The 13,642-nt window shown below is 47.9% G+C and carries 14 protein-coding genes; 4 read left to right on the top strand and 10 right to left on the bottom strand.

Features of this window, described 5'->3' with window-relative positions; all coding sequences use genetic code 11:
• Positions 1 to 18 precede the first annotated feature (18 nt).
• The 7 genes from ACE04G_RS13760 to ACE04G_RS13730 form a co-directional block, all read right to left on the bottom strand.
• Positions 19 to 1,347, bottom strand: a complete 1,329-nt coding sequence (locus tag ACE04G_RS13760; RefSeq protein WP_339183412.1) for a F390 synthetase-related protein — start codon at positions 1,345 to 1,347, stop codon at positions 19 to 21.
• Positions 1,344 to 2,204 carry an MBL fold metallo-hydrolase gene (locus ACE04G_RS13755; RefSeq protein WP_449004155.1) on the bottom strand — a complete coding sequence of 287 codons (861 nt, stop codon included), beginning with the start codon at positions 2,202 to 2,204 and terminating at the stop codon, positions 1,344 to 1,346. Before ACE04G_RS13755 ends, ACE04G_RS13760 begins: the two co-directional genes overlap by 4 nt.
• Positions 2,198 to 3,193, bottom strand: a complete 996-nt coding sequence (locus tag ACE04G_RS13750; RefSeq protein ID WP_221822829.1) for an NAD-dependent epimerase/dehydratase family protein — start codon at positions 3,191 to 3,193, stop codon at positions 2,198 to 2,200. Before ACE04G_RS13750 ends, ACE04G_RS13755 begins: the two co-directional genes overlap by 7 nt.
• Positions 3,190 to 4,482 carry an ATP-grasp domain-containing protein gene (locus ACE04G_RS13745; protein WP_221822826.1) on the bottom strand — a complete coding sequence of 431 codons (1,293 nt, stop codon included), beginning with the start codon at positions 4,480 to 4,482 and terminating at the stop codon, positions 3,190 to 3,192. The genes ACE04G_RS13750 and ACE04G_RS13745 overlap by 4 nt, the downstream gene beginning before the upstream one ends.
• Positions 4,472 to 5,473 (bottom strand): beta-ketoacyl-ACP synthase III, encoded by a 1,002-nt coding sequence (locus tag ACE04G_RS13740; RefSeq protein WP_221822824.1) that lies wholly within the window; start codon positions 5,471 to 5,473, stop codon positions 4,472 to 4,474. The genes ACE04G_RS13745 and ACE04G_RS13740 overlap by 11 nt, the downstream gene beginning before the upstream one ends.
• Before the next feature lie 317 nt (positions 5,474 to 5,790).
• Positions 5,791 to 6,681 carry a TIGR01777 family oxidoreductase gene (locus tag ACE04G_RS13735; protein WP_221822821.1) on the bottom strand — a complete coding sequence of 297 codons (891 nt, stop codon included), beginning with the start codon at positions 6,679 to 6,681 and terminating at the stop codon, positions 5,791 to 5,793.
• A gap of 116 nt (positions 6,682 to 6,797) precedes the next feature.
• Positions 6,798 to 7,319 carry a hypothetical protein gene (locus ACE04G_RS13730; protein WP_221822819.1) on the bottom strand — a complete coding sequence of 174 codons (522 nt, stop codon included), beginning with the start codon at positions 7,317 to 7,319 and terminating at the stop codon, positions 6,798 to 6,800.
• A 167-nt stretch (positions 7,320 to 7,486) separates the two neighbouring features.
• Between ACE04G_RS13730 and ACE04G_RS13725 the strand changes: the two genes are divergently transcribed.
• Positions 7,487 to 7,861 carry a BlaI/MecI/CopY family transcriptional regulator gene (locus ACE04G_RS13725; protein WP_221822817.1) on the top strand — a complete coding sequence of 125 codons (375 nt, stop codon included), beginning with the start codon at positions 7,487 to 7,489 and terminating at the stop codon, positions 7,859 to 7,861.
• 6 nt (positions 7,862 to 7,867) lie between these two features.
• On the top strand, positions 7,868 to 9,205 hold the full coding sequence (locus ACE04G_RS13720; RefSeq protein ID WP_260632885.1) for a M56 family metallopeptidase: 1,338 nt from the start codon (positions 7,868 to 7,870) through the stop codon (positions 9,203 to 9,205).
• Between the two features lie 93 nt (positions 9,206 to 9,298).
• On the opposite strand, the gene ACE04G_RS13715 is transcribed toward ACE04G_RS13720, so the two are convergent.
• From ACE04G_RS13715 to ACE04G_RS13705, 3 genes are all read right to left on the bottom strand, one after another.
• Positions 9,299 to 10,033 (bottom strand): YdcF family protein, encoded by a 735-nt coding sequence (locus tag ACE04G_RS13715; RefSeq protein ID WP_221822812.1) that lies wholly within the window; start codon positions 10,031 to 10,033, stop codon positions 9,299 to 9,301.
• 50 nt (positions 10,034 to 10,083) lie between these two features.
• Complete coding sequence (locus tag ACE04G_RS13710; protein ID WP_221822802.1) at positions 10,084 to 10,635, bottom strand: nucleotidyltransferase family protein; 552 nt, start codon at positions 10,633 to 10,635, stop codon at positions 10,084 to 10,086.
• 214 nt (positions 10,636 to 10,849) lie between these two features.
• Positions 10,850 to 11,695: an AraC family transcriptional regulator gene (locus ACE04G_RS13705; RefSeq protein WP_221822799.1), complete on the bottom strand. Its 846-nt coding sequence runs from the start codon at positions 11,693 to 11,695 to the stop codon at positions 10,850 to 10,852.
• A 202-nt stretch (positions 11,696 to 11,897) separates the two neighbouring features.
• Between ACE04G_RS13705 and ACE04G_RS13700 the strand changes: the two genes are divergently transcribed.
• Entirely contained in the window at positions 11,898 to 12,428 is a 531-nt protein-coding gene (locus ACE04G_RS13700; RefSeq protein WP_221822797.1) for a TetR/AcrR family transcriptional regulator, read from the top strand.
• Between the two features lie 88 nt (positions 12,429 to 12,516).
• Positions 12,517 to 13,623, top strand: coding sequence for an MFS transporter (locus tag ACE04G_RS13695; RefSeq protein ID WP_339307564.1), 1,107 nt, complete (start codon positions 12,517 to 12,519; stop codon positions 13,621 to 13,623).
• Positions 13,624 to 13,642 lie beyond the last annotated feature (19 nt).

The following is a 13,642-nucleotide window of genomic DNA, read 5'->3' as shown; positions in this document are numbered from 1 at the left end:
CCGCACGGCCCCTACTGCTTAATCCGCCACTCCATTATGCCGTCTCTCCACCCTGCGCAGCTTCGTAAGTCCCGGTTCAAACGTATACGGTACAAATCTGATCTCAGGTAAGGTGCATTCAAGCCGCTCTCCCAGCTTCATCAGTTCCAGCAGTACATTGGTCTCTACGTGAGCCATCACTGCGCTCCCGCCAAGCCGAAGGGATACCTCCATTGTTCCGTCCCCTTGCTGCACCACACGATAATGTTCAATATCCGGCGAAGCCGCAATGACCGAACGGGTAACGAAATCTGGAAAGACAGGTACCGACTCACCCGTATGTAGTTGTGTAAAATAAAGCGTGTCATCACAGCGGCCTTCAATCCGCTCAATGGCAGTAAACGGGGAACCACAGGCACATGGCAGCGCCGCCTCGGTCAGAATATCATTCAGCCGATACCGGATGATCGGCTGTGATGTTCTGGAGAAGTCCGTAATAATGGGCACAAACCGCCGGGTGGCGGGATCAATGTACTCTTTTTCAATATGCACGATGTCTTCATTCAAATGCAGTGTGCCATAACGACAGGTCGCACCCAGGAACCCTTCTGTACACTGATAGACTTGACTAACGGTTTGTCCGAACACCTGCTCCAGCACCTTGCGATCCAGGGGGTCCAGCACCTCGGCAACCGAGATGATTTTATCCGGTACAGCAGTCAGTTGGCCTGCCACATAGGCATCCGCCAACAGACGCAGCATGGATGGAGGAGCTACCCATACAGTAGGTTGGTATTCTTCCAACCGTCTCACCAAGGTCTCCACACGCTCTAGCAGATCAAAATACTGAAACTGCAATTTGCCACGCTGCACCGATTCATACAGATTACTGTTGGCACGCAGGAAAAACGCAATCTTGGCAGGTTTCCTCAGTCCACCGGGCAGCAACTTAGCCAGCACTGTGCCCGTCCACGCATCCTGCTCCCGATCACTCACCAGAAATATCCCCCGGTTCCCTGACGTGCCCGAAGACAGTCCAACCGTCACGCCTTGAATGGAAGGTTTGAAATCACGCGTTTCTTCACTTTCACCTGCAAGAGCCAGCGCTTCGTCCTTGGTAATACCCACCGTGTTCAGTGTATCGAAGTGCTCCATCATGATTGATTTGTTAATCAACGGAAAGCTTCTCCAGTCGGATGCGTCCACGTCACCCCACCACTTCCGGTAAAACGGAGATCGGGCACGGATCTGATGAACATGCCGAATAATCCGGCGCTCTTGCCAGCGCTCAAGTTGTTCTCGCGTTTTCCATGTTCGCAGCCCACGTGCGAGTGCATAATGAACTACAATGCGAAAGGTATTACTCATCGTTTCTGCCCTCCCGTGCCCCAAGCGTCCAGTACATCTCGACAATGACTCGGCACAATCCGAATCTGGGGAAATTGCTGATGCAGCTGAACCAGCTTGTCAAAGTTACGGTGGTATTCCTGTCGATTCGACATAATAATACCCGCGAGCGCATGAGGTCTGCGCTGTTCACGAAAAGCCCGACTTGACCACACCGCATCCGCGCAAAGAAAATAATCATGTTCTTCTGTACGCAGCAGGAGTCCCATCATACCTTCCGCATGACCGGATACATCCACCCCAAGCAGACTGCCATCACCAAAGATGTCGTAGACCTCATCAAAAGGGAACTCTTTCCCCGCTCTCGTCCATCGCTCAGGCTGACGCGTAACAGGCCATGATCTGGCCATAAAATCCTCAGGCAACAGCCCCGCAAGAAAACCTGCTTTTACAGCCTTAATTGGACCGAGTGAGCGCACAGCATCATAGGCTCTTGGCAGATAGATGAATTGTGCCTCCGGGAAATCTCGTACACCTGCGATGTGATCACCATGAAAATGAGAGAGGATGATATACCGAATATCCGAAGCTTTCAGTCCAATTCGAGCCAAAAAATGAACGGCACTATCCTCTTCACGATAGACCACAGGTGTAATATGACGATACAGTGCGTTGGGCAAATGAGCCGTTTCTTCGAAAAAGCGGGAGCTATATCCCGTATCCAACAGGATAGGTCCGTGTACGGGATGAATGATGCAGGCAAATCCTGCCGGGAAAGGTACTGGGCTTAACCGACCACCGCGCAGCGTCAGAAACTCTGGATGTGTACAGTAACCCGCCGCACCCAAATATAGTTCTACTGGAGTTGTCGTCAGCATGATTCTGCCCTCCACCAGTCTGCAAATTGTTGTAATCCCTCTTCAATGGACACCCGAGGGACGTACCCCAATTGCTCCCTTGCATCCGTAATATCCAATGTCTGTGGAATAGATAAGGAGCCGACTGTATACCGTGTCAACGCAGGTTCACCCAACGCAGGAATATAGCCATGAACTCGCTCTAGCAACGCTGCCACACCATATGCCATCCGATAAGGAATGTTTCGACAACGCAAGGGCATATCCAGCATGCCAAACAGGCTGCTCACCAACTCACTGAACGCCCTTGGATCGCCATTGGAGATATTGTAGGCTCTACCAAGTGCTTCTGTAGAGGCATCGCGGCACAATAATAAGGCGTCCACCACATTATCCACACAGGTCAGATCGATTAACGCCTGTCCACCACCGATCATCGGCACGCCCGATTTTGCGTTTGCTGCGACAATTCTGGGAAATAACGTCTGATCATACGGACCAAAGATCGCTCGCGGTCGAATCATGATCGACGGAAGTCCCTTCGCATGCCCCTCCATTACAACCTGCTCAGCGAGAAGCTTCGTGGCTGCATAATGATTGGCTGGTTTGGATGGCAACGGATCATTCTCATGTACGTTATACCGCGGGTTGTAGTTAAAATATATACTCGGAGTTGAGACATGTATGAATCGCTGCACCTCATTATGCAGGCAGCCATCAATGAGGTTTTGTGTGCCTTCTACATTACTGCTATAAAAGTCACGATATTTACCCCATGGCGATGATAGTGCCGCACAGTGAAACACCATATCCTGTCCTGCACACGCTTCGTTTACTACTTCCTCATCCCGTATATCTCCATTCAGGAATCGGATTCCTGCCAACTCAAGTTCTGCACCAACCTTTGCCTGTCGGCCCATGCCAGTGACTTCCCATCCCTCTTTGGCAAGCCGCATCGCGAGGTGCCTGCCCAGACATCCCGTAGCTCCTGTAACCAATGCTCTATTCATTGTTGTTCACCGTTCCATTCTATGTCATGAGTCAAAGCTTCAGTCAGCGAGCACTTCTGCGATCTTGCCAGACGCCATGCGGCCAGCACCACTCCGAATTGTTCCATTAAAGGCTGGATATCCTGCCCTACATAGACCACATCCCTGGTTCCACGCCACGCAGCTATCCATGCACGGAGTTTCCCTTTGCCAAAGATCTGCTGTACTCCACTTCCCAACATGGGAAGCATGAGCATGGCTTTGCTGTCCCGTGCGGGCGTGATCATTTTTCTTTCTTTTACCAACGTCTCCGGTTCAGTCAGTGCACGCACCAAGTCATCTCCAGGGTGAAACAGATGAATCCCACTCGTTGCCCTCGGATTACACTCAATTGCGTACACCTGCCCATCCCGACCTTCTATAAAATCAAACCCAATCTGTCCACTAAAACCTGTTGCCTCAACAAATTGTCTCACCCACGCAAGGGCACCTTCATGTTCTACCTGTTCAAAAAAAACACTCGCTCCCACGCTACCTGTACGATAGCGGCTGTCGTAAGTGGAATGCGCAACCAGTTGCCCTTCATGCGCTATGCTGTATGTACATAACATCTGACCAGGAATGTAGGCCTGTGCAACCCAAGGCGAAACAGAGGATAATTCCCCTTCTTCCGGTGGGTCGTTACGGATATGTCGACGGCTCTTTTGGCTTACGTTTCCTTCCTGATCAATCCCTGTCCCAGCGTCATCGGTCATGAGTATTGGCATGCGAACTTTGGCTGCGAAACGGGAATACACCGGTTTCCACACCCAATCTCCTACTTTTCCCAGAACAGACTGAGCTTCCATCCATTCCTGCCGACTGTTGATCAGGCGTGTATCTGGAACTGAAAGACCGAGTGACCCTGCAAGCTGGATAAAATCATATTTATGATGCAGCTCATGCAGCTGCTCCAGAGTTGTAACCAGAACACGGCAATATGCACGCAGTCTGTCTGCCCCTTGAGCAACATAGAATACTTCTTCACACATCGGAATCAACAGGTCAATCTGCCAATCCTGTGTCAACCGTTCCAACTCCGCCAGATAAGCATGTGTCTCATGACGTGGCGACGGGACCACAGCACACTGTTCCACTGCACGAGATAATCTGGTCAGATGCCGTACGGCACTCTCCGCAACATAGACCCGATGGCCTGCCCGATGAAGCATCCGTGCCAGATCCAGCGTTACGGGAGCCCTTCCGCCTGTAAGCAGCACACGGAGAGAAGCAGCTGTACGATGTCCTGTTTCCCCAGATCTAGTACTCAAAAATGAGTCCTCCCAATGATAATCCGGCAGCCGTGCCAATCATCAACACCCGATCTCCACGCTGAATACGCTGTTGTCTAATCGCTTCATGCAGACCCATCGGGATCGATGCCGCAATCGTATTGCCGTGATTTCGTGTGATGTCCATAAACCGATCTTCAGCAATGCCAAGCTTCTTGCGAATCAGTCTCATCGCCATGGCACTTCCCTGATGGGGAATAACCAATTGGAAATCCTCCATCTGACACCCAGTCGCCTGCAACATATCACCAATGAATCCAGGCAAAAGTCTGGATGCCATGCGGAAGATCGCCTGTCCATCCATATGAAAAAGGTAGGGTTCAGGCTGATCCGCCTTATAATTCGAAGCATGCAGCCGTGTACCTCCACCTGCAATCTCCGAGAAGCGAGCACCTCGGCTGTAGGTTTGAAGGGAAGCATGTACAATCTGGGAGGATGACCCTTCAGGCGAACGTTCAATAATAACAGCGGCCGCTCCATCTCCAAACAGGGCCGCACTTTCTTTATCAGACCAATTTAGCCCGGCTGAGGCAATCTCGGTGGCTACGAGCAATACTCGCTGGTAACGTCCAGCATCTACCATATAGGAGATCACATCGAGTCCGTTCAGGAAACTCAGGCAGGTTGCATCCATATCAAAAGCAGGCACGCCTGAATCTTGCTGCCCCATGGCCTGCTGGATAAATACCGCCGTACTTGGCAACGGTTGTTCCTTCGTGCCACTAGTACACACCAGACAGTCGATATCACTGAATTGTAATCCTGCATCCACCAGTGCAGCTTCCGCAGCCCGCGCGCCCATGAAAGAGGAGGTTTCTTCACCCGAAGCATAATGGCGCACACCTACACCTGTGGCTTTGCTGACCCAGCCCGCAGGCACGTCCAAGCGGCGATCCAGTTCCTCATCGGTGACTTCCTGTTCAGGCAGGTACTTCCCTGTTCCTGCGATCCTTACTCTTCTAAGTTGCATTTCCCCAACCTCTTTCTGTTCATCTGACTGATATATTTAAGTTCAGCTAATTGTATTTACACTTACACTGCGATGACAGAACAACTTTCCGATCACTGTTATCCCCAGATTTTTTTGATTCCTTCTTAAAAAGGGAAAATCTGGGGATAAGCATATGCTTCCGATGCAGCTTTCTTTCAGAAAGCTTTTAGGCGAACGCTTCGCTTCTTCAAGTTATTTCTGTCCTCTCCGTTATCGTGTAAATGTTTAGTTGAACATATATAACAAAAGGGCAGATGCCTCTGCCCTTCCTGTTGTGTTTTCTTTTGTATAAAGTGTCATTTCTTCTTATTCAAAATCTCGGCAAGAGCGGCATCTAGTGTACCGTAAGTGAACGTGAATCCTTCTCTCTCCATTCGCTCGGGAATCACCCAACGACTTTTGAGAACCAGTTCCGTCTCGGTCTGAATGAAACGTGCGCCCAGTTCAAGCATCCAGCGAGGAGAAGGCAGGCCGATCCGAACACCCATCTGTTCTCTCAGACGCGCCATTAGCTCCCGATTCGTCACTGGATGCGGAGAGGACGCATTGAACACACCATTCAAGTGTGGATGCTCTTGCAGATAAATTACCATGCGGAAGAGATCCTCGATATGAATCCAGCTGAACTGCTGTGTTCCTGCGCCTTGAGATCCTCCCAGTCCAAAACGGACGAGGTTCGTCATGGGCACCATCACACCACCCTCGCCCAGCACAATCGCAATCCGCAGTGCAATCTGACGCGTAGACGGCAGACTGAATTCAAAGAAAGCCTGTTCCCACGCCTTGGCAACGTCGACCGAGAATCCGGAGCCAATCTCGCCCTCTTTTTCCGTCATGGGACGATCTTCAGCATGTCTGTATATGGTTGCTGTACTCGAATTAATCCATAGTTCAGGAGGATGATTACAAGCCAGAACGGCTTCGCCGAGAATGCGCGTGGTACGGGTTCTGGATTCCAGAATGACTTTGCGATTCTCATCCGTATAACGGCAGTTCACCGATTTACCCGCCAGGTTAATCAACATCTCTGCTTCTTCCAGTGCCTCTATGATTCCTGCACGATCCTCCCAGGCAATATGACCGGGCTGACGCGAGATAATTAACACCTCATACCCCAGCTTCCTGAACCTTTGGGCAAAATCCTGTCCGACAAATCCCGTTCCACCAGCTAATACAACCTTCTTCACGGTATCCCCTCATTTCCCATACTGGGTAAAGAATTCGTAAGGTATAGATTGGAATGCTTCTATGCATGCAAAATGCAGATATTAGATTAACACCGCCGGTGACCCGTTGGTTTGATTTAATTCGCACCCAGGGCTGCGTACAAGCGATCCCGCTCTTCAATAGCCCATGCGTTTGCAGGATTTTGTTCCAGCTGATATCGGAGTTCATCATAAAAATCATGGATCATGAATCCGTCCGGCAAGTTCCCAAGCATCGCTGAAAAGTTGTACTCGGGCAGTGTTCTCTTTCCTTCACTGATCTGCTTCAACCAATCCATCCACTTTGCAAGAGTAAGCACTTCCTCCTGCCATAACTCAGCCTGTAACCCAAGCGCATCCTGAAGTTGCTCGTACGCCAATGGATCGGCGAAGACGCGGCAGGCCTGAACAGCCAGTTCGTACAACTCGGTCACTGCACGGCGTACCTCATGCTCAAGTTCGACCTCCAAGCCTCCCATGTAATCCTGAACCTGAATGCTCTGTCCATCATCGTATAATAGCGGTGTCTGGGCCAACAGGCGTACAATCTCTTCCATCTCGTGCATTGAAACTCGCTTCTGCTCATAGAGAGCAGGTAATTGATATGCTGTAATGATCATTCACTCCTACATCGTTCTTCTATTAATGACCTATATTATAACATGGTTTGGCAATCATCTATCAGGATAACTTGACTATCCACTACAAGTTGTAGTAGTTTATACGTACTACGTAGTGTAGTAATACGATCGTTATGGACGCATAACGATGTTAAGGAGTGTTCACTGTGAACCAGATTCAAAAATTATCCGAAACAGAAATGGAGTTAATGGTTGTTATATGGTCATGCGCCCCACCGGTCACCTCGACAGAACTATTAGACATATTTGCCGAGAAGGGGAAAGCGTGGAAAGCGCAGACCATGTCTACCTTTCTGTCACGGTTGGTGGATAAAGGCGCACTTACCGTCACGAGACGTGGACGGACCAATGATTATGTACCTCTTCTACAGCCCGAAGATTACAAACTACAGGAAACGCAACATGTTCTTGATGGACTGTATCAAGGTTCAGTCAAGAATTTGGTTTCGGCCATGTATGATGGCGACAAGCTTTCAGACGATGACATTTCAGAACTGAAAAAATGGCTTTCGGAAAAGTAGGTGCAGATGATGAACATCTTTTTTGAAATTCTGTGCAGCCTGACCGTGGCGGGAAGTATCGTTTCTGTTTGTATTTTGGCACTACGACTTATACCCGGTTCTGTTTTTCCGACCAAGTGGCTCTACAGACTCGGTAAACTGGCTCTCTTGTTTTATCTCTTCCCGGTATCTCTTGGCCTTTCATGGCTTTTGGATATTGCATTCCAAACGACATCAACTATACCGAATACGGAGAATGCAGCAGCTTCGGGTGTAGTTGCAGGAACATTTATCCCCGAACAAACCATTTCGGTAACCACTGCCTGGTTCTTGTTATGCGGATGGGGCATTGGAGTCATCAGTTTTTCTGCATGGCAGGTGTACTGTTATCGAAGATTTCTGAATGAATTATCTCGTACACGTACCCCAGTCCTCTGTCATAGTGAGGCAGCTATACAGCTACCATTAATCAAAGAGGCTTTGGGTCTCAAACGCAATATCACGCTTGCTCACAGCACGCTAGTACGAAGCCCTATACTGGTTGGCTTGTTTAAACCCACGATATATCTGCCACCCGAAAATACGGTGAAAATGGACATCAGCATGGTAATTCATCATGAGTTGGTACATCTAAAACATAAAGATCTGTGGGTCAAGGCTGTGACCTTGGGGGTTAGTGCCCTGCACTGGTTCAATCCCCTGATTCATATGATTCGCCGGGACATTCATACCTGGAGCGAGTTGGCCTGTGATGAAGATGTCGTGAAAGAGATGTCCCATGAAGAGCGGAGACGATATGGTGAGACAATTTTAAATGTGATGGCGGGAACCAAGAAGATGCCTGCTCAATTTTGTTCATCCCTATCGGGTGAAGGCAAACAATTAAAAAGGAGATTGATGATTATGTTTAATGTAAAGAAACTGAAAAAGAAACATTGGATGATAAGTATGGGAGCCCTCCTGCTTATTACAGGAGTAAGTACGTCCACCGCAGTATGGGCATCAAACCATACGGTTAAAGTAGAGGCTGAAGCTTCTGAAACTGTGCCTGTTCCTTCTACTGATGGATCTTCTGAAATCGTAGCTTCTCCCAACAAGGTCGGAATTTCCGAAGCTGTAACTGCTCCTTCTACTTCCGAAACCCCTGAGATCGTGGCTCTCCCTGAGGATGAAGTTTCCGAAGCTGTGCCAGTTCCGTCTGCTACTGAACCTTCTGAGGCTAAAGTTGGAGAATCAGCCACTGTTCCTTTTACGGGTGAATCTCCTGAAATCGTAGCCGTTCCTTCGAATACCCAATCCCCCGAAATGGTAGCTCTCCCTGGGGATAAGGTTTCAGTAACTGTACCTGCTCCTTCAGAGAAATAACCTATACATTAAGGAGCAGTAACATCCTTATATGCAAACAGGACGAAGCATAGATCTCCAGCTTCGTCCTGTTTCCGTTTTCTGTCATGTGCACTAGATAAGTGTTTTGATCGTAGCAAAATATTCACGGATCATGTTGACGGGTTTCAGATAACCCGGTGACGGGGCCGATATGCCATATTCTGCCGCATAACCGTTCTTGGCAGCGATATACTTGGAGCGAAACATATGATAGTCACTGGTGACAATCATGATCTCAGGGTGTTCTAACCCGGATTCAAGAATGATTTTTTTGGAAAAGGCCAAATTCTCCTGTGTACTTGTGGAGCGATCTTCCATAATGACTTGGGCAGGGTTAATCCCCTGTTCAATCAGATAGTTTTTCATGGCGAGCGCTTCGGGAATCGATTCCCCCGGTCCCTGCCCACCCGATACAATGACGGGTGTCTGAGGGTGACTGCGAATGTAGTCCAAACTTGCATCTAACCTTTGTTTTAGGGTCAATGACAATTCCGTTCCACGGATGCCTGAACCCAGAATAATGACATAGTCCGCTTCTTCCGGATCATTCGCACCAAGCTGTGTAAATACAAGCGCTTCGATAATGACAAAAGAGACGACAGCCACGCTAAATCCGGTAAGGATAATCCGTTTCAGAATAACATGCTTCTGATAGTCAATCCGCCTTAGTACGATAAAAGCCACCGTGATCATTCCGAAAAACATGACTGGGAACCTTTGGCCCCAGAAGGCCAGGAACGCCACAAAACATGCCAACAGGACAAGATCAATGATCAGCCCATTTTTGTGTAAGAACTTTTTTATCAAATCCGTAGACACTCCTTCTTGTACCCGCTATTCCGCAAATCACTTATTATTCAAGCTGTTATTATCGTTAGTTTCGGCCATTGTTCCTGCCAGCACTTCTTCTGTACTCTCTGATTATAATAGTCAGCATCCGTGAAGAACGGACTTTTGCGGACTACGAGATGATACAGATCATGCAAACCATGCGGAGCACAGATGTTCACCCGATCCTCTTCACCCAACTGTACGCCTATAGCAGTCACAACTTCTGGCCAATAGCGAAGAGCATCTTCAGTAGAATGATAAGGAGTTGTGCCATTGCGCAAATGCATTCTCGCCTGATTTTTGACCGACCACTTTGAATTGCCGGTCTCCTCTCGAAGCTGTTGTTCGAGCTGTATGTCTCGCTCCTCACGCAAGTCTTGCGCATCATAATAGACAACATCAATATCGCTGTGAAGTTCACGAAGATCATATCCATGCAGAACATCCCAGATATAATTACGAATATATCCTGCACCTATGTAACTTTGAGGCAAATGGAGACTACGAACTCTCCGCAGGTCATGCATTAATTGCTCGTGTTTGATGATCGTCTGAATGAATAAGTCCTCATGTAACATATCTGCCTCCTGCAGTTTACCTCATTGTCCTCTTATAGAGATAAACTCTCGTTCCAATATATCATGTTTACCTGGCTGCAATAAAATGAACAACGCTTGAACATCCTCTGTACAACTTCGAATCTCTGACTAATCACAACCAAATAACCCATAAACAGCTTCGATGATCCGAATGTTTATGGGTTACAATGATCGAGTTTGAAACGGTTAAAATTTATTTAATTGGTATCCAGATTTGTGGCGGTTGATTGGGGCCCGGGTATACTTCCAGCTCCGGCATATATGCGTGCTCATAAGGGTTGGATGGAAACCATTCCGAAATAATCCGTTTCCACAGAAGCTGCATACTCTCCGGCATCGGGCCTTCTACTTCAAATACACTCCATTTGGAAGCAGGCATGGTGAAGCTTGATAATCCTTCCGGTACTTCACCATCGTAAGTTGTAGCGATCCAGTATTGCATCTGTTTTTCCTGAATTTCGCTCTGATCCACAACGACACCGAGTAAACCTGGAATATCCCCATTGTTCAGTTCAAACAAACGATCCTCTGTGCCGCTCGTCCACGCTTCCTGCCACATCTTCCCGATGCCTTGCAGATGTTCTTGATCTGCATAGGAGAAAGTTTGCTCTACTCCGACCAACGTAAATTCGGGATGTTCAACGATTTTATATTTCATCGGCTCTGCTCCTTTTAGACTCACTTGAATCACCAGACGATTATACGATTGGACAGTGTTACTATTCTTTCGAGCCTCACTGGGTGCGATCCCATGTTGTCTGCGAAATGCTTTGGAGAAAGATTCCGGTGTGTCGTAACCGTATTTAAACGCCAGATCAATGATTTTGTGATCACTTTGCAGAAGCTCATGTGCCGCCAGTGTCAATCGTCTGCGTTTTATGTACTCAGCTACAGTAACATCAGTTAATAAGGCAAAGGTACGTTGAAAGTGAAAAGGAGAGATATGGGCCTGCGCTGCAATCTGCTCCATCGTCATATTTTCGAGCAAGTGGTCTTCCATATATTGAATAGCGACCTGTAATGCGTTGATCCAGTTCATGTAATAATCACTCCTTGATGTCTAATATAACGGATAAACCACCCAACAACCTGTCATGTTGTGCTTTCATATGTCCGGTTAATGTGCAAAGACGTTGTTCATATAACACCTGCTCACAGAATTTGACAATATAAACAAATTACTATAGCCTACGAGTATAATGATCGTTCTATCTTATTTTGAAGGGAGAGTATCACTGATCATGAGCAGCAAAAAGGAAATGCTTTTGAACGTGGCTGAAGAATTGTTCTACCTTCACGGTTTCCATTCCATCGGTTTGAAGCGGATTATCACGGATGCCGGGATCGCGATTATGACGCTATACAATCATTTTGAGTCGAAGGATGATCTCATTGTCCAGGTGCTCCTGCGGCGCGAACAGCGTTATTTGGAACAACTCCGGCAATATGCAGACAATAAAGCACAACCCATGTTCCTCAATCTGGCTGAAGGACATGCAACCTGGCTGAAGGAACACGAATCAAGAGGTTGCTTATTTCTACGCGCCAAAGAAGAATTCGGAGGTTATACAGATCATATCATCGTCCAGACAGTGAATGCGCATAAAAGACATATGAGAACGTTAATCCAAACATTGGCGCCTGCTGCAAGTGATCGAGATCTATTGCGATTCTCCCTGCTGCTGGAGGGTTCCACGGCACTTGCTGAGACAGAAAATGTAAATGACGTCTGCCGTGAACTGATCCATATGACGCAAACCAGTTTCAAATAAAGCTATTCCGGGTGAGTTAATATTTCAACTCACTTTTTTATTTCATAAGAAATATAATGATCGTTCTATCTAAAAGGCGGTGGATTAAATGAAAAAAATTATCTTTCCAGGCATTGCACTAATCGCTGTATGTTATGCATTCGGGCGATTCGGTTATGGACTGTTTATGCCGGAAATTTCGGAAGCTTTACAATTAAATGATGTAGCCTCTGGCGCGATTAACTCAGGAACGTATATTGCCTACTGTCTGTCCCTTCTAACTGCACCACTGTTGATTAATCGCAAGGGACATCATTATGTCATTCAATTGGCAGGAATCAGCGCAGTGATCGGATTAACCGGCATTGCCCTGGCTCAGAATGCATGGGTTCTTACATTTAGTATATTTCTAGCAGGTTTGAGTACAGGCTGGGCCTCTCCAGCCCTCGGTAACACGGTTAATGCCGAGCTTGCTCCCGAGCTACAAGCAAGAGGCAACAGCTGGATTAACACAGGGACCAGCTTCGGGATTGTAATATCAGGTCCACTCTACTGGCTGTTCACGGATTACTGGCGTCTAACCTACATCCTGTTTGCTGTGATCGGTGTTGTTGTTCTGCTGTGGAACAGACGTGTTATTCCACCTACGAAGACACTGCCTTGTACCAAGTCTCTCTGGGCATGTATGAAACCAACCAGACCAGGGTCCGCTCTGCTCATGGCTTGTCTGTTGACAGGTTTCAGTTCTGCAATCTACTGGACCTTTGCCCGCAACTTCCTCACAGACGAGAAAGGGGCCTCCGATTCGGAAGCCGTGTTGTTCTGGATTGTGATGGGGGTTATGGGGATACTCGGTGGATGCGCCGGTCGCATTATTGAACGGTTCGAGATTGGGTGGTCCTACCGAATGGGCATACTTTTATTGGCGATCTCACTGGGGGTAATCCTTCTTCCATCCATGACTGCCAGTCTCATCTCTGCGATCATATTTGGGAGCACGTATATTTTCCTGACCAGTGTATTTATCGTTTGGGCGACGAGACTATTCAGTCCAAATGTGTCCATCGGAATTAGCCTTGCCTTTCTCGCGCTGGGTGTTGGGCAATTTCTTGGCTCATCCATGGCAGGGTATACGATCGAAGTGTTTTCCAATACAACGGCATTTCTGGCCTTTGCTGTACTCGGCCTGTTTGGATTGTTAATTCGGGTGAAATGAATGACATAGCAACCTTCTG

This window comes from Paenibacillus sp. AGC31, from assembly GCF_057334655.1.
This window is presented reverse-complemented; position numbering and strand designations above follow the sequence as displayed.